The 21,087-nt window shown below is 32.0% G+C and carries 24 protein-coding genes; 14 read left to right on the forward strand and 10 right to left on the reverse strand.

Translation table 11 applies throughout. The annotated features are described in order from the left end of the window. Positions 1–368: 368 nt before the first annotated feature. From OL233_RS02545 to OL233_RS02560, 4 genes are all read left to right on the forward strand, one after another. Positions 369–1,322: a LysR family transcriptional regulator gene (locus OL233_RS02545; RefSeq protein ID WP_275470791.1), complete on the forward strand. Its 954-nt coding sequence runs from the start codon at positions 369–371 to the stop codon at positions 1,320–1,322. Positions 1,323–1,346: 24 nt separating this feature from the next. Next, positions 1,347–2,273, forward strand: coding sequence for a manganese-dependent inorganic pyrophosphatase (locus tag OL233_RS02550; RefSeq protein ID WP_275470792.1), 927 nt, complete (start codon positions 1,347–1,349; stop codon positions 2,271–2,273). 65 nt (positions 2,274–2,338) lie between these two features. Next, positions 2,339–3,205, forward strand: a complete 867-nt coding sequence (locus tag OL233_RS02555; RefSeq protein WP_275470793.1) for a DUF1803 domain-containing protein — start codon at positions 2,339–2,341, stop codon at positions 3,203–3,205. A gap of 20 nt (positions 3,206–3,225) precedes the next feature. Then, positions 3,226–4,008, forward strand: a complete 783-nt coding sequence (locus OL233_RS02560; protein ID WP_275470794.1) for a pseudouridine synthase — start codon at positions 3,226–3,228, stop codon at positions 4,006–4,008. Between the two features lie 14 nt (positions 4,009–4,022). Here OL233_RS02560 and OL233_RS02565 read toward each other — a convergent pair whose 3' ends face one another. Then, positions 4,023–5,063, reverse strand: a complete 1,041-nt coding sequence (locus OL233_RS02565) for an acyltransferase family protein (protein ID WP_275470795.1) — start codon at positions 5,061–5,063, stop codon at positions 4,023–4,025. Between the two features lie 188 nt (positions 5,064–5,251). Between OL233_RS02565 and OL233_RS02570 the strand changes: the two genes are divergently transcribed. The 7 genes from OL233_RS02570 to OL233_RS02600 all read left to right on the forward strand — a co-directional run bounded on the left by OL233_RS02570 (position 5,252) and on the right by OL233_RS02600 (position 11,374). Continuing rightward, on the forward strand, positions 5,252–6,556 hold the full coding sequence (locus OL233_RS02570) for a hemolysin family protein (protein WP_275470796.1): 1,305 nt from the start codon (positions 5,252–5,254) through the stop codon (positions 6,554–6,556). Positions 6,557–7,057: 501 nt separating this feature from the next. Then, complete coding sequence (locus tag OL233_RS02575; protein WP_275470797.1) at positions 7,058–7,264, forward strand: hypothetical protein; 207 nt, start codon at positions 7,058–7,060, stop codon at positions 7,262–7,264. 174 nt (positions 7,265–7,438) lie between these two features. Next, positions 7,439–8,143: a hypothetical protein gene (locus OL233_RS02580; RefSeq protein WP_275470798.1), complete on the forward strand. Its 705-nt coding sequence runs from the start codon at positions 7,439–7,441 to the stop codon at positions 8,141–8,143. A gap of 704 nt (positions 8,144–8,847) precedes the next feature. Beyond that, entirely contained in the window at positions 8,848–9,543 is a 696-nt protein-coding gene (locus tag OL233_RS02585) for a hypothetical protein (RefSeq protein ID WP_275470799.1), read from the forward strand. A 16-nt stretch (positions 9,544–9,559) separates the two neighbouring features. Then, positions 9,560–10,192, forward strand: coding sequence for an ATP-binding cassette domain-containing protein (locus OL233_RS02590; RefSeq protein WP_275470800.1), 633 nt, complete (start codon positions 9,560–9,562; stop codon positions 10,190–10,192). Beyond that, positions 10,189–10,704: a hypothetical protein gene (locus OL233_RS02595; RefSeq protein ID WP_275470801.1), complete on the forward strand. Its 516-nt coding sequence runs from the start codon at positions 10,189–10,191 to the stop codon at positions 10,702–10,704. The genes OL233_RS02590 and OL233_RS02595 overlap by 4 nt, the downstream gene beginning before the upstream one ends. Positions 10,705–11,017: 313 nt before the next feature. Further along, positions 11,018–11,374, forward strand: coding sequence for a bacteriocin immunity protein (locus tag OL233_RS02600; protein ID WP_275470802.1), 357 nt, complete (start codon positions 11,018–11,020; stop codon positions 11,372–11,374). Positions 11,375–11,704: 330 nt separating this feature from the next. On the opposite strand, the gene OL233_RS02605 is transcribed toward OL233_RS02600, so the two are convergent. After that, positions 11,705–12,952, reverse strand: coding sequence for a DUF4767 domain-containing protein (locus tag OL233_RS02605; RefSeq protein WP_275470803.1), 1,248 nt, complete (start codon positions 12,950–12,952; stop codon positions 11,705–11,707). Positions 12,953–13,070: 118 nt separating this feature from the next. Beyond that, positions 13,071–14,426, reverse strand: a complete 1,356-nt coding sequence (locus OL233_RS02610) for an aldehyde dehydrogenase family protein (protein ID WP_275470804.1) — start codon at positions 14,424–14,426, stop codon at positions 13,071–13,073. Between the two features lie 226 nt (positions 14,427–14,652). On the opposite strand from OL233_RS02610, the gene OL233_RS02615 reads away from it, so the two are divergent. Beyond that, entirely contained in the window at positions 14,653–15,432 is a 780-nt protein-coding gene (locus OL233_RS02615) for a response regulator transcription factor (RefSeq protein ID WP_275470805.1), read from the forward strand. Positions 15,433–15,518: 86 nt separating this feature from the next. On the opposite strand, the gene OL233_RS02620 is transcribed toward OL233_RS02615, so the two are convergent. The 3 genes from OL233_RS02620 to OL233_RS02630 are packed head-to-tail and all read right to left on the reverse strand — an operon-like array spanning position 15,519 to position 17,237. Next, positions 15,519–15,827 (reverse strand): DUF3784 domain-containing protein, encoded by a 309-nt coding sequence (locus tag OL233_RS02620; RefSeq protein ID WP_275470806.1) that lies wholly within the window; start codon positions 15,825–15,827, stop codon positions 15,519–15,521. A 15-nt stretch (positions 15,828–15,842) separates the two neighbouring features. Next, positions 15,843–16,655: an AAA family ATPase gene (locus tag OL233_RS02625; RefSeq protein WP_275470807.1), complete on the reverse strand. Its 813-nt coding sequence runs from the start codon at positions 16,653–16,655 to the stop codon at positions 15,843–15,845. Between the two features lie 12 nt (positions 16,656–16,667). Beyond that, positions 16,668–17,237 carry a GNAT family N-acetyltransferase gene (locus tag OL233_RS02630; RefSeq protein WP_275470808.1) on the reverse strand — a complete coding sequence of 190 codons (570 nt, stop codon included), beginning with the start codon at positions 17,235–17,237 and terminating at the stop codon, positions 16,668–16,670. Between the two features lie 188 nt (positions 17,238–17,425). Between OL233_RS02630 and OL233_RS02635 the strand changes: the two genes are divergently transcribed. After that, the gene (locus OL233_RS02635) at positions 17,426–17,752 is read left to right on the forward strand and encodes a DMT family transporter (RefSeq protein WP_275470809.1); all 327 of its coding nucleotides are present in this window, start codon (positions 17,426–17,428) and stop codon (positions 17,750–17,752) included. Beyond that, positions 17,752–18,078, forward strand: a complete 327-nt coding sequence (locus tag OL233_RS02640) for a DMT family transporter (protein WP_275470810.1) — start codon at positions 17,752–17,754, stop codon at positions 18,076–18,078. The genes OL233_RS02635 and OL233_RS02640 overlap by 1 nt, the downstream gene beginning before the upstream one ends. Before the next feature lie 35 nt (positions 18,079–18,113). On the opposite strand, the gene OL233_RS02645 is transcribed toward OL233_RS02640, so the two are convergent. From OL233_RS02645 to OL233_RS02660, 4 genes are all read right to left on the reverse strand, one after another. Continuing rightward, positions 18,114–18,329, reverse strand: coding sequence for a hypothetical protein (locus OL233_RS02645; RefSeq protein ID WP_275470811.1), 216 nt, complete (start codon positions 18,327–18,329; stop codon positions 18,114–18,116). A 49-nt stretch (positions 18,330–18,378) separates the two neighbouring features. Then, positions 18,379–19,761, reverse strand: coding sequence for a hypothetical protein (locus tag OL233_RS02650; RefSeq protein ID WP_275470812.1), 1,383 nt, complete (start codon positions 19,759–19,761; stop codon positions 18,379–18,381). After that, complete coding sequence (locus OL233_RS02655) at positions 19,754–20,323, reverse strand: RNA polymerase sigma factor (RefSeq protein WP_275470813.1); 570 nt, start codon at positions 20,321–20,323, stop codon at positions 19,754–19,756. Before OL233_RS02655 ends, OL233_RS02650 begins: the two co-directional genes overlap by 8 nt. 168 nt (positions 20,324–20,491) lie before the next feature. Then, on the reverse strand, positions 20,492–20,935 hold the full coding sequence (locus tag OL233_RS02660) for a DUF1307 domain-containing protein (protein ID WP_275470814.1): 444 nt from the start codon (positions 20,933–20,935) through the stop codon (positions 20,492–20,494). Between the last annotated feature and the right edge of the window lie 152 nt (positions 20,936–21,087).

Here is a 21,087-nt window from a genome sequence, read left to right on the forward strand (position 1 = left end):
AAAAAGGCGTAATCTATTAGATTACGCCTTTTTTTATGTTCGTCATTTACAATAGTCATTTGGTAAAAGATTATTTTGTTGCTCAATGTGATCAATATTATTATTATGACTCACAACTAATATCACTTTAGACCATTTAATTATTTAAAATAGATTATATTAAACTTTTCAATGGCTTTATATTTAGATTCTTTGCCATTAAAAGTTTTTTTCATGTCTAAACTAAAATGTGTTTTAACATAGATTGTCGAGGGATGCTATTGCTTTACTCGTTCTTTTTTATAAAAAATTACGTGTCATGTAATGTAACTCTTAAATTATGGTATAATAATGTTGTCTTAGTTTTTTTATAGAAGGGAAGGTTGTTTATGAAAGAACATCCAAATAAAATGATTTCATCACGAGCATTTTCTTATTTTTTACAGTTGGCAGATACTCTAAACTATACTAAAACAGCTCATTTACTTGGCATTTCGCAACCAGCATTAACCCAGCAAATTAAAAAACTTGAAGTTAAATTAGGTTCGCCGTTATTTCAGACCGTTGGTAAACAGTTATGCTTGACTGAAGCGGGGGTTATAATGAAAGAAGCTATTGAATCGATTTATGATACATTAGTTGAAGCTTCAGAAAAAATTCATGATGAAAATTTAAGTACACGTGGTAAAATTACTATTGGAATATCCGCATCCGTGGAGGATTGTGTTTTTACAGATTTTATCACAGATTATTTCAAACAGTTTCCTGATGTAGCTGTTACTTTATTTATGGTAGGGCGAAAGGAAGTATGGGAGTATTTAGAAAAAAATAAAATTGATATTGCGATTCTTTATCTTCCAGATGGGGTTCTTAATAAATGGAAAGGCTATGAGTCAGTTCGTATTATTAAAGATGAATTGCTATTTTTGCATCATGATGAGAATCTTGAAGGCAAGAAAACTATCACCTATCATGAGGCACAAGCTTTCCCTTGGGTAACTTATCCTAAAAGCTATTTCGTATCTCAAGTTATTCAAACAGCTTTTGAAAGTCAAGAAGTTGGCCGACCGGAAAGTGTTGCTAATTTCACTAAACCAAACCAGATGTTCCGTTTCAGTAATGAGACAGGGACGAATACGGCTTTACCTCGTTCTTTTTTCCAAGCACACGAAAAAGAAGGTGAACTACGTGCTATTCCATTTGAACCACCTATTGCTATGGAATTAGCCTTTGTTTATCGTAAGGAAAAATTAAACGTTCCACGTATTAGCCACTTTCTAAATGTATTTGATAAGTATATTACAGACGAGGATTATATTTCTCGTTTGAAAAATAAAAAATAATTATTGATTAAGGGAGTTTTTCATATGTCAAAAGTATTAGTCTTTGGTCACCAAAATCCAGATACAGATGCCATTACATCTGCTATTTCATTCGCACATTTACAAAGAGAGTTAGGCGTAGATGCTGAAGCAGTGGCATTAGGTGCTGTAAATGAAGAAACAGAGTATGCTTTAAATCACTTTAAAGTTGAGGCTCCTCGTGTTATTGAAACGGCAAGTAATGAAACAGATAAAGTGATGTTAGTTGATCACAACGAAGCACAACAAAGCGTTTCTGATATTAAAGAAGTAGAAGTGTTAGCAGTTGTTGATCATCACCGTATCGCTAATTTTGAAACATCTAATCCATTATTCTACCGTGCTGAACCAGTAGGGTGTACAAATACAATTATCTTAAAAATGTATAAAGAGCGTAATATTGCTATTCCTAAAGAAATCGCAGGGTTAATGTTATCAGCGATTATTTCTGATTCACTATTATTCAAATCACCGACATGTACAGAAGAAGATATTGCCGCAGCGAAAGAATTAGCAGCTATTGCAGATGTTGATATGGAAGCTTACGGTTTAGAAATGTTAAAAGCTGGAACAAACTTAAGTACTAAATCTGAAGAAGAGTTGTTATCTATGGATGCTAAGAGTTTCCCTATGGGGACTAAGAGTGTTCGTATCGGACAAGTAAATACTGTAGATGTATCTGAAGTATTAGCCCGTCAAGGAGCTCTTGAAGCAGCAATGTCTGCGGAAAATGCAAAAGAAGGCTATGATTTATTTATCTTAGTTATCACAAATATTTTGGATAGCGATTCAGTTATCTTGGTAAATGGTGAAGGACAAGATAAAGTTGAAGCAGCTTTCAATGTAACATTAACAAATAATACTGCTGAATTACCTGGCGTTGTGTCACGTAAAAAACAAGTAGTTCCACAATTAACAGAAGCGTTTAAATAAAATGGAAAAAGAACTAGCATCCATTAGGATGCTAGTTCTTTTGATAAAGAGGTCTTATTATCACGATGACAAGTTATACATTAAGACAGTTAGGTGGAAAAAGTCCCAACTTAACTGAAAACCAAATGAATTATTTAACAAAGTTATTTAATTGGTACAAGGAAACGAAGCAAACCGAATTGCCTTTGAAACCAATCAAACAGTATTTTAAAGCATGGACTACTATTGATGATGATATGGATTATTTTGTCAAAATGGGCTTTTTGGAACGCTACGATAGACGTTATCGATTTTTAGCCAAAGAAATTGATTTAAGTGTTATAGAGCGTATTCAACAAAAGAGTCAACCCTTAGATAGTCAGGTTACTGATTTTGATGAATCGGTAGTAGTATCTGCTATTACGAGCTACTACAATAACCTTAATCTATCATTTTTTTCAAAAAGTCCTAACTTAACTTATGCAATTCCATCAGCTAGCTTTGGTGAGAACTATCTTTTCCAGGACACATTATCTTCTGAGACTTTTGGTTTAGCCAGTCATTTTAATCATAATGAAAATAATATTATTTCTGAACAAATAGGTGATGTGAATCAAAGTTTTTTTGTTGATATGTCTGGGACTGTAATAGCGGCAAAGCAGTCAGAGTCGAGTCGTAAAATCAAGGAACCCAATCTATTCTTGACGATTTTAAGACAATTAGGGTATTTTCAAGATGAGAATGATAAATTAGCAGAAACTGTTTCATTCCAAGACTATGTAAAAGTGGATTTTGAAGTGGAGGTTGAGAAAGTTTCAGTGAGACTAGGTAGTTTTGTTCATGAAGCTGAGTTAGAATTGGATGAGATAACTAAAGAGCTGCTGTATTTTCTTGTAATAGAGAAGTATATATCTGAATTACGTTGTTCCAAACAAGTGATTCGTTTTATTTAATAGAAAAGAGGATCAATTATATGAAACATGCACGTCAACAATCCGTTAATGTGAAAAATACAAGCGGGGCAATTGAACATGAAGCCCGTGAAACATTAAGGTTAAATAAATATATAAGTGACAGTGGACATTGTTCAAGACGTGAGGCGGACCGTTTGATTGAAGCAGGACGTGTTACTGTCGACGGTGAAACTGCTATTATTGGACTTAGAGTTATACCGGGACAAGAAGTTGCTGTCGATGGCAAAGTTGTAACGGTTAACACTACCAAAGTGTATATTGCTTTGAATAAGCCGACAGGAATAACATGTACAACGGATGTTGCAATTCCGGGGAATTTAACCGATTTTATGCGCTATCCTGAAATGATTTTCCCTATTGGTCGTCTAGATAAAGATTCAACAGGCTTATTATTAATGACGAACGATGGTGATGTGGTTAATAAAATTTTACGTGCTGAAAATGGTCATGATAAAGAATATCAAGTGATGGTGAATAAACCATTTGATCAATCTTTTTTAGATAAAATGGCTTCAGGCGTTGAGATTTATAACCCAGTAGCAGATAGAAGACAAATTACTAAACCATGTAAGATTGAAAAAATTGGAGCTAAAAGTTTTAATTTGACCTTACAACAAGGTTTAAATCGCCAAATTAGACGCATGTGCGAAGAGTGTGGTTATTCTGTTGTAAGCTTAAAGCGCCGCCGTATCATGAGTGTTCATTTAGGGAATCTAAATGAGGGTCAGTGGCGTTATTTAACCAAAGATGAACTTGTTGCAATTAATGATGCTATTAAATAAAAAAACGACTTTCTTTAAATAGAAAGTCGTTTTTTTGTGGGCCATTTCCGCTGTAAAATAACCAATTTAAATTTAGTATAATCCATTATAGGTCCTAGATAAGTAGAAATAGTGTTAGATGATAGAACAACAGTTACAATAAGGCTCATAATAACAATAATACAAAAAGTGAGTGCTGTAAAAGGTAACTCATTAAGACTTGTTTCTCTTAATCCTTTCACAATGAACCCATGTAATAGATAGGTGAAGAGTGTATTTTTACCAAGGTGTGTCACCATTAATTGTATATTTGGAATGATAATAAAGAAAGCAAACATCGCCATGAAACTCAAGCCGTAAACATATAGTCTAATGAAGAAGCCCATAGATGGGTCTTCAAGAAAGTGATCATATGATTCTGAGCCAAATACCCAGTACTTGTTCATATTATCATTGATAGTTACAGCACCGAATACAATAAAAAATAATACTAAAGAATAAAAGCTTGATAATTTTGTTTGGATGTATTTAATAAAGCGTGGTGTTGTATAGTATCCTGCCAAAAAGAATGGTAAGAAAACAAAGGTTCTAGAAATACTTAGGGACTGACCAATGTAATCAATATAGCCTATTGTACAGGCAATAAAAATAGAAAGTGATAACCCGATACTAGGTTTTAATTTTCCAAAAACAAGTAAACTACAACACCAGAAAAATAAACTTAATAAAAACCATAATGACCACTCTGGTGCGATTAAATTAATACTAAATCCTCGTTCAGAATCTAAAAAAGAGTAGAATATTCCGTAAATAACTTCAAACATTAAATAGGGAAATAATAGTTTTTTAGCCGTTTTTAAAATATAACCTTTTTGGTAATAATTTTTATTAAAATAACCTGAAATAAAGATGAAAGCAGGCATGTGAAAGGTAAATATAAAGTAATAGATATTTTCTAGTATCTCATTTTTTTCAATATACGGTTGTAAAAAATGACCGAAAACAACTAAGAAAATTAAGATAATTTTAGCATTATCAAAATACGGTTCGCGGACTTTAGAGTGTGTTTTGTTCATATATTCCTCCTATATCTATTTATATTATACCTTATGACTATTGATAATAAATTGAATTCATAAATAAATCATAAATATTTTGGATGTTTGTAACAAACGTATTATTTCTTTAAAAAAAGTCGCAAATTGAGTTGTTTTAGCTTATAATTAAGAGTAATTTAATTGTCTTAAAGGAGATAGAGCGAAACATGTTAATAGGTAAAATAGGAATCATTATTTTAATGATTTTATTAACCGCCTTTTTTGTTGCAGCAGAATTTGGCTTAGTAAAAATCAGAAAGAGTCGTTTAGAATCACTTTCGCAAAATGGAAATAAGAAAGCGACATTAGCGCTTCATATAGTAGAACATTTAGATGCTTACTTGAGTGCTTGTCAGCTAGGGATTACACTGACATCACTTGCAATTGGTTGGCTAGGAGAAAGTACGGTTAGGGAATTAATTGATCCTGTGATGAGTAAACTGCCACTTCCGACATCAGTGATTCAAGTGACGTCACTAGCATTATCATTCTTATTAATCACCTTTGTGCACGTTGTTATTGGAGAACTTATTCCAAAATCATTTAGTATTACCAAAACGGAGGCAGTTGTGCTAGCAATTGTTAAACCACTCCATTACTTCTATAAAATAACTTTCCCATTCATTTGGTTATTAAATACCTCTGCAAATGGTATCGGAAAATTATTCGGTTTAACATTAGCAGGAGAAGGGGATGAAACCCATTCTGAAGAAGAACTTCGTTTAATCGCTAATCAAAGCTTTATTCAAGGTGAGATTAATGAAGATGAGTATGAATTTTTAAATAACGTGTTTGAATTTGATGAGTTAATCGCAAAGGAAATCATGGTGACACGTGTTGATATGGAAACGATTAATGAAGGAACTACAGTAGAGGAAGCGTTAAACTTTGCAATCGACAAAGGTCATTCTCGTTTCCCAGTTATTCGTAAAACGAAAGATGATATAGTTGGGTATATCACATTACAAGACTTAATTAAGGTCTATGTGGACCAACCGCAAGCGATTATTGATGATTTCATGCAAGAACCAATTATTGTCATTGATTCGATGCCAGTTAAATCATTGTTATCTGAAATGCAGAAAGAGCATAAACATTTCGCTATCTTATCAGATGAATATGGTGGGACAAGTGGTTTAGTTACTATTGAAGATATTATTGAAGAAATTGTTGGTGATATTCAAGATGAACAAGACCAAGAAGAGGAGAATATCGTCGAAGTAAGACCGACAATCTTTATGGTTAACGGAAAAACTGCTCTTTCAGAAGTAGAAGATGCTTTTGAAGTTGATTTTCCAGAAGACTTAGATAGCAATAGTATTAGTGGTTATATTACGGATACGTACCAACGTGATGTAGAAGTAGGATTTAAATGTGAGTTTGAAGGCCTATCTTTCGAAGTCATATCAATGGATAAAGTCAATATTACAAAAATTAAATTAACTGATAAAAGAGAAAAGCCAACTGAATAAGTTGGCTTTTTTTATATGATTAAAATCCTATATATTGTTTTAATAACAGTTGATTAATCCTTAGTTTAGAAGTACAGTTAAAATAATAAATAACTTTTAAATGCTTTGCCGGATTGATAGTATGTTTGTTCGTAGGATTATAATGGCTGTTAAAGTACGTTCAGTAGACAATAATTCTTTGTACAAGTATACAGAAAATAGATTAAACTTCTAATTTACTAGAAATGCGTCTTCATTATAAGTCAGTAGAAAACGTTTGTTTTAGGATAGTCTTAATATTTTATCTAAAACATTAAATTACGAGCATTTTTACTATAAAAGACAAATTAAGAATAATTACGATAAAATTATTTTGTTAAATCTTGATATAATATAGCTTATATTTAAAAAACAATTCAAATGATGCCGCTTATAGCCAACTGCTAAAAGAAAAGATACTTTTCATCTGTCTATGCTAAAGCCAACTATGTCAAAAAGATCATGAAAGGAAAAGGTATAAGAATGAATAAAAAATGGATTTTAGTATTAGGGCTACTATCTTTAGTGTCCTACGGAAGTTTTTCTTATGCAGATACACAAGACAAACCATTTGACTTACATCTAAAACCTAGTTCAAATAATGCTGACTACAAACAAACAGATGCTAGGAATAAAGATACTTATTCATATGTCTATGCTAAAGTCAATTATGTAAAAAATCCTTTCTGAAATCCTGACTAAAAAATATTAGATATAAACGAGGCAAACACACAAAACGTTAGGCTCGTTTATATATTGAAGGGAATAGTTCCAATGAGAAACTTTTTATTGAAAAGAGTCATAAGAAATAAAAATTTTTATTACAGCTTAATAATAGCTAATGGGATATCTATATTTTATATAATGTTTGATATCTATCCTAATGCTAAGTATGGTGGTTCTCCATATACAAGATGGATTGGAAGTTTTACAGGTTCCCAGATTCCAGCAGTTCTTTTTATGTTGTTACCTATAATTTCAGCCATGGGGTTTTCTGATACATATTTAAAAGATAAAAGCACAGGTTTATTAAATATAATAGTAAGTAAAGGTTATGGAAAACAATACTATAAGGAATTGTTTTTCACTAATTTTATTGTAGGAGGAATTTGTTTTGCCTCAAGTTTATTAACAAATTTATATTTCTGTTTTATGTTATTGCAAGACGAGGCAGTAGACATGTTAGTAAATGGCAATGGAAATGTTCCTTTGTTATTTTCAAATACATTATTTCCACAATTTTATTATGACCATCCATTATTACATATCGTTTTATATTTAATAATCGCATTTATTATTTCAGGAATATATGCCTCACTAGCGTTGAGTCTAAGTTTTATCTTATCAAACTCATTTTCGGTATTTTTAGCTCCTTTCGTTTTTAACTACATATATAATATTCTAATTCCTGATATACCAGAAAGTAACTCATTTCTGTTTACAACATTTGCCAAGCAAATTTCAGGCCCTATATTATCTCCAGTAATCGTTCTTTTAGTAACAGTAACGTTTTTTTTATTATGTATACTATTATACTTAGTGGGAATTAAACGATATGAAAATTTGTAAACTGGTATTACCACATAAAAAAAGTCAACTATTAATAATAATAGCTATTCTTTGGTTAATTTCTGTATACATGTATGTTACAAAGTTCCATGAAAATACAAATCTATATATAATTCAGGAAATGTCATTTAATATATTTTGTTATTCCGCCGCGATAGTTCCTATATATCTTTGTATATTAACAACTATCCATTATTACTATTTCAATTCATCTGTTATTTTAAACTTTAAAACTAGAAAATCCTTTTTAAATAAAGTGTATCTTGCTTTTTTTAAAGTTGCCTTAATATACATGCTTTTTTATATGATAATCACAATTATTATTTCAAATCTATTAGCTGGGGAAGTAAGAGAGTTTGATATTTTTATTATGATTAATTTTCTAAAAATTTATAGTATACACGTTTTGTTTTTATTTTTTTTAGGGTGTATCTATTTACTATTAATAGATTTAATCCATTCTATTAGTATATCTTTTGTAATAACACTATCTTTTCCTTTTATATCCCAAATATTTAATTTTTACTTCGGAGTTACAGCTTTGATCAATCAGTTAATTATGCTATCTACGTATCAATCTATTGATGTTATAGAATTATTTCTTTTTTTAAGTAAATTAGTAGGGTTTACTTGTATTGTAATATATTTATCGTTTTCTATATTAGAAAAAAAAGATTTCGTGACTATAAAGGACTGAAAATTAAATGAAAAATGTTTTCATGAGAGATTTATTTTTATTGAGAGGTTATAAAAAACGTTATATTGTTGTCCCTCTTATTTTATCATTGTTATTAATTTTTAATAAGATAACTAAAAATAACACGGAAGTATTCGATATTATTTATGCATTAGGGGGAATACATGAAATAGATGCTAAAGAAAATAGTTTTATAAACATGCCATATCTTTGGCAAATATTTGAAGTTTCAAACATTTTTATATTCTTTGATTTTTTTAGAGAAGATATGTATCAATATGGACAAGGCGCCTATATAAAGGCAAAAAAAAATACTTTCTTTACAAGTAAAATTTTATGTTCAATGTTGATTATTTTTCTTTTGAATTGTTACTACTTTATTTTTAGTATGATTATTACTAATACTTACGAGAATTTGAGATACTTTTCAATACTTATATTTGGTCAAATTATTTTTCTATTATTCTATTATATTTTTTCTATTTTTATGTCAGAAGTATATTCATTTATATTAGTATTTCTTATTTCATGTATTGGATGGGGAAGTTCAAATAATTATTTTCCTGCAAATTTTAGTATGCCTATTCAAGTAATGGAATCTGCTAATAAATCAGTATTTACAGTTTCGATATACTATGTGTCTATATTTGTATTACTAACTACAATGGGAAATTTATTTTTAAAAAATAGAAAATTATATTAATTAGTAAGGAGAAACTATGGAAACAATTAAATTTAAAAATGTTACTAAAATAATAAAAAAAAACAAAGTATTAAACAATGTCTCATTTGAATGGGATATGACTATCAATTATGGTATATATGGTCCAAATGGATCGGGAAAAACAATGATCTTGCGAGCTATTTCGGGTTTGTTAAAAGTAGATGGAGAAATAGAAATAAATAATATAAGCGATATAGGGAGTAAAAATTTTCCGGAATCTATAGGGATATTGATAGAAAACCCTAATTTTATTAATAGTTTTACAGGCTTTGAAAACTTGAAACTATTATCATTTATGACTGACGGTGTTGATGATAAGCAAATAGTTTTATCACTAAGTATGGTTGGTTTAGACCCTAATGATAAGAAAAAGGTCTCTAAGTATTCTTTAGGAATGAAACAAAGATTAGGTATTGCACAAGCTATTTTAGGTTCTCCTAAAATAGTACTTTTAGATGAACCTACAAATGCCTTAGATGAAAGCGCAGTAGAGTTAATTGAAAACTTAATTAAAAATATGAAAGATACTACTTTTATAATAACCAGTCATGATAAAGAATTTTTAAAAAAAGTTACTGAAATACAGTATTATATGAATACAGGAATTTTAAAAGAGGAAAAATTATGAAGAAAATAATATCAGGACTATTTATTTTTTTTATTGCTATTAGTGGAATAAGGTATTATTTATTAAATAATATTGATAGGTATTTGATAACAGAATACGATGTAAATATAAATGAACCTATGGATATGGATAAACTGACATATACTATATTAAGCATAAAGAATAAGAAAGAATTTAGCGAAAGCTATAAGCAAGATGTTATTAGGTATACTATTAGGTTTAAAGCTGAAAATAAGACAGAATCTAACCGAGACCTATCAATTTATAAAAAGCTAGCACTAATATCAGGAGGAACATCTTGGTGGATTGATCCGATAGAAAATTTAGAAAATTTGAGAAATGAAAAAGTATTGTTAACTTTAAAGCCAAATGAATCTACAATTGGAGAAGTTTGGATTGATGTTGTCCCTGATAAAGAAGGATTTTATACAGAAAATGTCCTAAAAGATGCGGACATATACTATATAGAACATTTTCATAGAGGAGCCTATAAATATCACTTATTGTATTAAAAAGGGAAGCCAAATCTTATTTAACCTCTTGTTTGGTACTGCGTGTTCAAATTATCTACAATCGCATCAAAAGAAGCCTCCTCGTCAGTAGTAGCGCTTTTTTTGGTGCGATTGTTATAGTATAGACGAATCAATAAGAACGAAAGATTGTAAAATAAAGATAGGTATTCCGGGTGTTTTGTATAATATCTTTTTAAAATAGAAGGTTATACGTCTTGAAATCCAATTCTGATTGACAAATGTGATGTTAGTTGTAAAATTAAAGTGTAAGGTATACAACGATTAAAACATTTAAAGAATGGAGATTATTGCAATGGACAAAGAAATTAAAAATAACGCACAAAGATATATAGGAGAACTTATCAAGCTTCTAGAAAGTCGAACAGAGCAACCTAGCAAACTTCTTGATATAACAGATGTGCTATCACAAGTAAGTCTTAAACTAGATTCTGAAAGTCATCCTGAAGTACTAGTAAATAAACTAGTGAATTATATTAGAAGTGCTGCAATAGCTGGGAGAATTAATTTTTCAAAAGAAGAAGAATCTCTTATTATTAAACTTGGTATCATTGGACAAAAAGCTGGCATAAACGGACAGTATATGGCTGATTTTTCTGATAAGTCACAATTTTATAGTATATTTGATACGAATAAAATGCCACGTCGTTAAGATGATATCAAATAAAATTTTATAAACTAAGGAAATAATTATTTTAGACGTTTTTCTTGGTTTGGGGCTTTAATTCTTTAGAAGTGTATATATACTGCGATAACTTTTTGTTAGTCAAGAAAACACCAGAGAGAGTAGATAGACAATATAGTATTGGCATGTTTTTATATATGAAAAAAATATATTATTCTAGTTTACATAATATATATTAAAGAAAGTTAACTGCGAAAATGAAGAGTCGGTTAATTATAGAAATGCATCTTGTATTTGTAACTAAAACAAAAAAGCTAAACAGCGCGTATAAACTGTTTAGCTTTTTTGTTTTAAATTCTAACTATATTTAGCTATAAGTTCTTGTAGTTTGGCTTGAGCTGCAGCATCTTCAGAGACGATTAATGGTGTTGGTGGATAGTTTGTATTAAATGAACCATCATCGTTACACTCGGCAAATCCTGATCCTGTACTCAGACCATCACCCGCAGCTTTTTTGAATTCGTAAACAACACCGTTGTCACCAAGAATGTATTTACTAGCTGGTAAAGACTCATCTAAATTAAGAGTGTAACCGTCTGCTGTAGCTCCGGAATTTATTTTATCATCATGCCCAACAGTGCCATCTAAAGCATAGAAAAATAACATCCCGCCAATAATATCAATTGGAAAGGCATCACTACCTGGTAAATTTTGCTTGTTATCTTGAACTAACATTTTACCGTCAGGTGTTTCCGCATACCAATCACCACGACCGGCAGCACCATGATTAAAGTAAAGTGTCGTAATCGCCATATCCCCTTTTTTAGCTTGATTTGTAGCCCAAACGTAGAATTCATTAGTGATTGCTATTTTAGTATCATTACTGAATTTATGAGAGCTCTTTTTAGATTTAGCTGGCCCAGAGAAATTATGTCCATTACCGGTTGCAATAGATTCAAAATTAGTTACTAAGTCTTTGTTTTCTGACTCCTTAAAGTATAGTAAATTTTCGGCATTACCTTGATTCTGTGAGGTCACAAGAACATGCGGTTGGTTATCTTTGAGAGTGAAGAAATACAGATGAGCGCCTCCGAACCCAATATGATCGATATCAGAATAAATCCCTACAATTTGATACGCATTCTTATCGGTAGTTTGGTCGCCAATAACCATGTTTACCGCTGAACCATTGACACCAAAATTATTCTTAGATACATCGTTGGGATAATGATAACCATAGTAATTAATTTCTCGACCACTTGGATAAGCTTCATCGTAATCCTGTCCCATAACGGTACCGAATTTAGCCATTAAATCTGCTAGTTCTCTACTTTTTTCTTTTGTCCATGTAGATGCTGAATTTATTTTTTTCTTTGTTTCTTTATCATTACTATTGCCATCTTTAGTCGCTTTTTTTGCTTCTTTTACTGCTTTATCGGCTTCAGCTTTCGCTTTCTTAGTTTCAGCCTTCGCTTTTTCCACTTCGAGCTTTAACTTCTCGTTAGCTAATTGTTCTTTAACTTTAGCTGGGTCTTGTGTATCGTTACTACCACAACCCGTTAAAAGCACAGTAGCTAGTAATAACGTTCCTAATAACTTTTTCATTTGATTAAGTATCCTCCAATAGTTTTATCTCTTACTATTTTACAATAAACTGAGAGTAATTGAAAACAATTTCAAAAAAAGACTGACCATGGATAAGGTCAGTCTTTTAGGAAATATACTACTCCATTCCGTATGCAATGTGATACGTGTTAAGTAATTGTGCTACGTGAACATTTTCAGATAAACTGCTTCCACCGACTGCTCCACATCCAAGTGTTAATGATGGTTTCAGTTTTGTTGTGCTTCCGATAGCGCCAAGAGCAGCCAAACTATTAATGATAATACGTGATGCAGGGATACATACACCAAACTCACGCACTAATTGGTCATTTGTTGTATGTAGAACCGCTGTGTGACCAATTCCCTCATTCTCTAATAGGGCACGACAGGTTGCGACACCTTCTGTAAAATCCTCAACGGTATACATCGCTAAAATTGGAGTTAATTTTTCACGAGAATACGGATTTTCTTTACTGATAGCTGTTTGTGGTGAGACGAGTACAGTTGTTTCTTTAGGTACAACGATATCGCTTAATGCTGCGACATCGAAGGCTGTTTGACCAACAATTTGTGGGTTCATTGAGCCGTTTTCACGCATAATATATTTACTAATTTTACTAGCTTCTTCTTCTGACAAGAAGTAGGCATTTTCTTCTTTAAGTGCTGCAATAACCTCATCTTTAATTTCTTTTTCAATCACCAAAGCTTGTTCTGATGCACAGATTGTACCGTTATCAAAAGTTTTACTTGAAATAATTTGGCTAACTGATTTCTCAATATCCGCTGATTTTTCAATTAAGACAGGTGTATTCCCAGGTCCAACCCCAATGGCTGGATTTCCTGATGAGTAAGCTGCCCGAACCATTGCTTCGCCACCTGTTGCTAAGATAAGAGCCGTTTTATTGTGTGCCATTAAAGCTTGAGTTGCTTCTAGTGTAGGCGTTGGTAAAACTTGTACAAGATTCGCTGGAGCTCCTACAGTTGCAGCTGCTTCATTAATCAAACGAGCAGTTTCTTGAATAGCATGTAAGGCTCTAGGATGTGGCGATAGGATAATAGCATTACGTGTTTTAAGGGCTAATAATGCTTTAAAAATTGTTGTTGAAGTTGGATTAGTTGAAGGGATTAAACCTGCTACTATACCCATTGGGACAGCTACTTTCATTACTCTGTCTTCTTTGTTTTCTTCTAAAATCCCTACGGTTGGGATATCTTTAATACTTTCATAAACTTCTTCACTTGCGAATAAGTTCTTGATAACTTTGTCTGATACTTTACCAAAACCAGTTTCTTCGTGAGCTAATTTTGCTAAATATTCAGCTTGACCACTTAAAATCTCCGATACCTTTTTAATAATTAAGTCAACAGCTTGCTGTTCGTATGTTGCATATACAGCTTGGGCCTCGTGTGCTTGATTGACTAATACTTCTACCTCGTTTAAAGAGCGTTGGATTTTATCGTGTTGTTCTGTCATGTCTATCTCCTCCTTATTGATTACACCCTTATCATAACGCGGTGTAAGCGATTTCTTTAGGACGATTTTAAGATGCTTTTGGATTATTATAGACAAGTTTGTTATCTTTATAACAAGCGCCACATCAGGGTTTAGAACAGTTATATTTGTTTTATCTTTAATAAAAGTATGTTATACTTTAACTGTAATGTAAGCATTTTCTAAGACTACCCAAGGAGGGGTTATTATGTGTCACGTACTTATAGCAACACCCATTGATACTGACCGCCAATTTATTAAAAAGATTATTAGACGTGATTTTTTTAATATCAGTCTCTTACCTGATGCCTATACAACTGAGGATGTATTAAATAGTGCCGATTCCCATGTCATTGATCTTTTGATTTTGGATATTAGTGGGACAATGCCAAATGCTTTTGAATGTAAAACGCAAGTGATTGAGAAATTTCCTAACGTCAAAACCATTTTGATTGATCAAACAGAAGACTATCATCATCTTCATAAATCTCTACGCTGCGCTGCTATTGATTATCTTGTCAGTCCTCTTGATGAATCAGAGTGTCAGCAGGCCATTCATAGGAGTATTTTATCCCTTAATCAAATTTCATTACTATATGTAGAAACAAATAAAAAAATAACAGATAATAAGAGCGAGCAGACTAAACAAATGATTCAATACATTCATGTCAATTATCAAGAAGCAATTTCTTTAGACACATTAGCGGCGTTTACCCATTTACACCGAAATTATGTTAGCCGTTTGTTTAAAGAAGCGTCAGGTATGACATTTACAGACTATTTAAATCAATACCGTATAGAGCAAGCTAAGTTATTATTATCAACGACTCAAAATTCTATTGCGCAGGTTGCTGAAAGTGTCGGCTATTTAGATCCAGCCTACTTTAGCCGTCTATTTAAAAAAATAACAGGTCTAACACCTAACCAATTTAGACAAGACTATCCCGGTGTGTATACGCCAGGTGACATTACTTTTGCTTTAAGTTAATAATGAATAAAAAGGTTATGCAAATTTAATTGCATAACCTTTTTATTCATTATTATTTTTAGTTTACATAACATAATTATCGTAAATTATTTTTTATTCACACTAATCAAACACCAAGTGGTCACTAAGAAAATACTAGCTATCGCTATTGCAATTCCCCATTCTGTTGGTTTAAAAAGCATGATGACACAAGATAGTGATGATACAAAGCATACTAGTGCGGTTTTCTTTCCAATATTTCTCTCTTCACTCTTTCTTTTTTCTTGTGGGCTAGCAGTATTATAGCCTGCAATTAAATTGAACCATTTTCCTCGATAGAATTGAATACCACAGATAAGAAATAAACTAATAAGCGGTATCATGATAAGTAACGATATTAATGTCTCTGTTGACATGTTATTTCCTTCTTTCTAACGTTTAAACTGATTACTCATTTGGTTAAAAAAATCATAGTATTCTTTAATGGCGGGCAGTTTGGTCCATTTGGATGGTTGCATGCCGGGTAAGTCCAGATTATAAATTGTTCCCTCTAATTTACCTAATAAAAACGGTGAATGAGTCGCAATCACAAACTGACAATTTAAAAAGCGTGTGTGGTAGGTTATGATATCGGCTAAAATAAGCTGATTTTTTGGTGATAAAGACACTTCAGGTTCGTCTAAAAAATAAATGCCATCAGGAATTAAATAATCTTCAAAAATCTGCATGGCTGTCTGTCCGTTAGAATATTTTTCTTGTGCGAATATTATTTTTTCAATATCCCGGTCTGTTTTTACTTTAGATTGTTTAGCCATAACTTGCTTTTTAGACAGCCCTACACGTTTTCTTTCGTAGCGGTACCCTTCCCTTAGAACTTCCTCTTGTTGGATTTTTTTGACTTCGTATAAGACATCTTCACTTTTTAAATAATAGCTATTTTCAGGTACACGTTTTGTCCATCCTGTCTCTTCATCATCTTCAAAGGTAATGGTTAATCGGTTTAAATACTGCTCATAATAGTCTTTTTTACCAAATAGTCGTGGTTTCTCCGCACCTTTAATGTCTAACTTGTCGGCTAATAAATTCAGTAAGGTAGATTTTCCGGATCCGTTATTCCCATAAAATAAGGTGATGCTATCGAAAACAATCGTCTCTCCCAATTGTGAACGTAAACTGTTATAAGGATAGATATTAGGGTTATCTACATCTTCTACTGGTAATTGGCAGCTTCTAATATAACGCATAGAATCACTCCTCTACTTCATACTTAGCTTATCGTAATCATCTTTAGTCATACCATAGTAAGCCACTTCTAATGACTTAGTTTGATATTTTTCAGGACTGATATAGTTTTTACCCCAATAACTCATCCCGATTTTTGCCATCACCCGACCTGAGTTTGGATTATCTACGTGATGTTTTGCTTCTATTTTGATTAACCCTAATTCTTCAAAGGCTAATTTTACAAGCGGACGAGCTACTTCAGCAACAATACCTTGACCCCAGTAATCTTCTGAGATTGCCCAACCAAATTCAGTTGAATCAGCTGTCATAGCCATCATATCTATCGTGCCAATCATTTTATTGTTTTTTTTAAGTTCAATTGCCCATTTAGTAAGTTGGTCAGGTATAAAGAAATTGGCGATCGCTTCTTCTGATTCTCTAAGTGTTTGATGAGGTTCAAATGTGGTATATTTCGCTACATTAGGGTTAGAACAATACTCAAACATATCCTGACTGTCTGCAAGTGTAAGTGTTCTTAGGATGCACCGCTCTGTTTCGATTATTTCATTTTCTGCTAATAGTAAAGCACGACTTTTTGTCATGGTGATGACCTCTTTTCACGAATTGTTATGTTCTTATTATATCACTTATCGAATAAAATATTGACTTTCATTTTAGGGTTAGCTAAGATTAACCAGTTAAGTATATTACTGTTCGTTTAACGAAAGGACATAAAAGCGTTACTCTTTAGGAGCTTAATATAAATAACACTAATTTTGGAGGAAATAATATGAAAATAGCATTACTACTCAGTGTTTCAATCTTGACTGAAGTTGCAGCAAGTTCATCTTTAAAATTAACTGATGGCTTCAAAAAAATTAAGCCTAGTATTTTTGTGATTGCGTGCTACTGTCTTTCTTTTTATTGCTTGTCGCTTGTATTAAAAGTATTCCCAATCGGAAATGCTTATGCCATTTGGGGTGGCTTAGGAACGGTTTTTACCTGTTTGATTGGTGTTTTTTATTACAAAGAAAATATGACTAAGCAAAAACTATTAGGAATCTCATTAATTATATTAGGTGTTATTGTTCTTAATTTATGGGGAGGTGCTCACTAATGCGTGGTTATCTTTATTTATCAGGGTCTATTATTTTAGAAGTATTCGCTACAACCATGTTAAAAGTATCGGATGGTTTCAGCGTGCTGCTACCTAGTCTGTTACTAGTAATAGGTTATATGGGGTCATTTTACTGCCTGTCGTTATGTTTAAATTATTTGCCACTTAGTTTAGCTTATGCCATTTGGACAGGCTTAGGGACAGTTTTAACCGCTATTATTGGTATTACCTTGTGGCATGACCCATTTAATACGTTCACATTTATTGGCTTTACTTTAATTATTAGTGGTGTTGTCTTATTGAACTTAAGTTCTGAAGGACATTAAAAAAAGGAAGACCTTCTTTAGGAGGTCTTCCTTTTTTATAGTGATACGAGTTTGATTAAGTCAGCTACTTCTCTTTTACTGGGCATTCTCTCTAATGAACCCTCATCTACCGCTGCTACAAACAATTTCTGTAACTGTTCTTGTAAGTCTTCTTGCGACAGGTTTTCTTTTGTAAGCAAACGTGCCTCAGTAATAATGTCTTGATGACCTAATACTGTTTTCTTTTTTCTAAAAAAATGACTAATCCCCATATCGGCCTCCTAAAAAGTTTTCCTTAAAAGGAGTATAACATATTAGGTATTATTTGAAAGGCACTTCTATTCCTCCGATTGTAACAGATGCCACATCTTCAAGTTCAAAGTAAGTTAACTCCGACATAAAATGATCTGATTTTTTAGTCATGTCGCTTGGTTCAAAACTCACTTCTTTATGACTACCATTTTTTAATTCAATATCTGCTTTAATCGTTTTATCAAGACGTTTATCAAGGGTGTAGTCGAATGATAAACCTAAAGGAGATAAACTAATATTTTTTAATTCAATTCCTTCATTTTTTAGTGAAATATCTTCAAGCTCTTTGCTTACAAGGTACGTTGGTTCTGCTAATTTAATCGCCCAATTTCCTTTAACATAATCTTTCATAGTCGAACCTGTTAGTTCTAAGGAGTAATCTTTTAAGTCCTTGTTTCCTATATTGAATATAAAGTGTTCGTAATCAGTTCGACCACTTTCGTTATTATGTGTTCCTTCATCAACCTGGAAGCTAGCAACATATCCGAGAGTTTTTCCATCCTGTTTAGACTTTACTATCGGATAAAATCCATCATGATTGACGTCATTAGGTCTTTTAATTAGCATGTGTAATAAGCCATCTTCCAGGGTCATGTTTTCTAGTGTAATATCTTGTTCGGTTGATAATACTTCATTTATTACACCAGGTTTAAGAACCCGCTTGTTTAATTCGTCCCAATCGAGCCCTAATTTATCTAATTCCACATCATTAGCCCCACCACCAGAGTTAGTATTATCAATCCACTTAGCCTCTTTTGGCATTAATTTTTTTAAATCACCCTCGTATATTTCGTCGAATTTTTCTTCATGACTTATAAAAGAATTCAGCTTAAATCCTAGTGGTTTTGTAGTATCCTCCATAGTAATGGCACGTGTTACTAATGTAGCTGTTTTCGTCTTAGGATTATAATCGACCACTTGAGTGTTTCCACCGCTTAACATTTCCCACCGTTGAATACGTGTGTCCTTTGCTAAACGATCCTCTTCTAAATCTGTTAATTCACTGACAAAATAAGTCCTATTTTCGTCTTTAAAGCTTGTTTTAGCTTTTAATCTAAGTCCTTTATCAACGACCTCTTCATTTAGTTTATCGGATTTTAAAAGTAATTTTTGTGAGTCTGTTCCAAATGATTTCATATAAGCTATTTTGATGTTATCACGTTGGCTAAATGCGGATAATAGTATAACACTAGCTGCTGCTGTTACGATAATTGCTGCTTTTTTCTTTTTGAATGGGATCACTTTCTTTTCCTCCGATTGTTTTACTTTTATTTTTTGCGCTAATTCTTTTTGTTCAGTCTCTCCAAACGGCTCCTCTAAATAATTTAAAAAGTCATCAAGCTGTTCATCTGTTAAGTGTTCCAACGGTTCTTTTTTATATTTTTTAACCATGTCCTGTCACCTCGTTTATAAATGTTGTGTAGTCCAATTCTTTTTTTATCTTTTGTTTCCCTCTGTAAAGTCTGTTATCAACTTCTTTAGCACTCAAGTTTAGTTCTTTTTGAATGTCTGCTGGTTTCATATCACAAAAGAAACGTTTGATAATAACGGATCGTGTGGGTTCTTCTAAGGTCATTACCACTCGGTATAATTCTTGCCAATCTAAATCATTCATCTCTTCAGCTGTAACCATATCTGAAAAAATAGAATCATCTGTCGCCTCTTCCTTTTTACGTTTGCGACTTGTCAGAAGATTGATTGCCATACTTTTTGTCATAACTGCCAAATAAGTCTTAATCGTACCCCTTACAGGGTCATAACTTTTAGGGTTACACCAGAGTCTTACAAACACATCACTAACAAGCTCTTCAATGTCTTCTTTTGCTTGTGGTTGTGTGGGTGTTAAGACCGAAGCTGCCACCGCCCAAAGTAATTTAGAATAATCAGTTACCACCTGATCGAACACCTCTTCATCACGGTTTAATAGTCCTGTATAAACTTCTTCATTTGTCATTTAATTGCACCTCCTAACGTCTTGTTCGCTAATATTACAATCGGAATTTGAGAATTCCTCACATTTCGAATATTTATCATGCATAATTGTGTTCTGTTTATAAAAAAATACTCACTGGTCACATTTTACATGACTGGTGAGTATTTTTTGAAGTTACTTTCATAACATTTATTTTTTAGTGAATCCAACATTTTCAAGACTTTTGCCTAAATTATCTAGAGAGAGAGTCCCGTCTTCATTCGCGCTTACTGAATATAATAACAATAGAGAATCAGGTTCAACCTCTTTTATTGTTACTATTAATGTTTCAGTCGCTTTCATATCTTCAAACTCTAACGTTTCATTCACTCCATCCATCTCTTTGTATATCTCTATATTATCTTCTAAATTACTTTTGATTTCTTTTTTTGTGCTCCCCATTTTTTTATAATCATAAGTATTTTTTGCTATAGTTTTTGTCACATTTTTATTTTCATCATATTTAACTGTTAGTTTTAGATTGACACCATTATTTTTTAGAGAATAATTGACCTGTCCTGGCTCACTTGTATGAGTGCAACCACTTATAACAAGTCCTACACCAATTAAAAATATACTTACTAATTTTTTCATATTTTTCCCCCGATAAAGTTTAATTACTATAGTTACTATACAATAGTACTCCTTAATTTTTTTATTTAATTTTATTTTATTAAATAAAAAAGAAAAAATAGTTGTTTAATAAAATTGATTATAAAAAACTGCACGGAATAAATTCTGTCTCT

Source organism: Vagococcus proximus (assembly GCF_029143285.1).
In the GTDB taxonomy this organism is placed as follows: domain Bacteria; phylum Bacillota; class Bacilli; order Lactobacillales; family Vagococcaceae; genus Vagococcus_D; species Vagococcus_D proximus.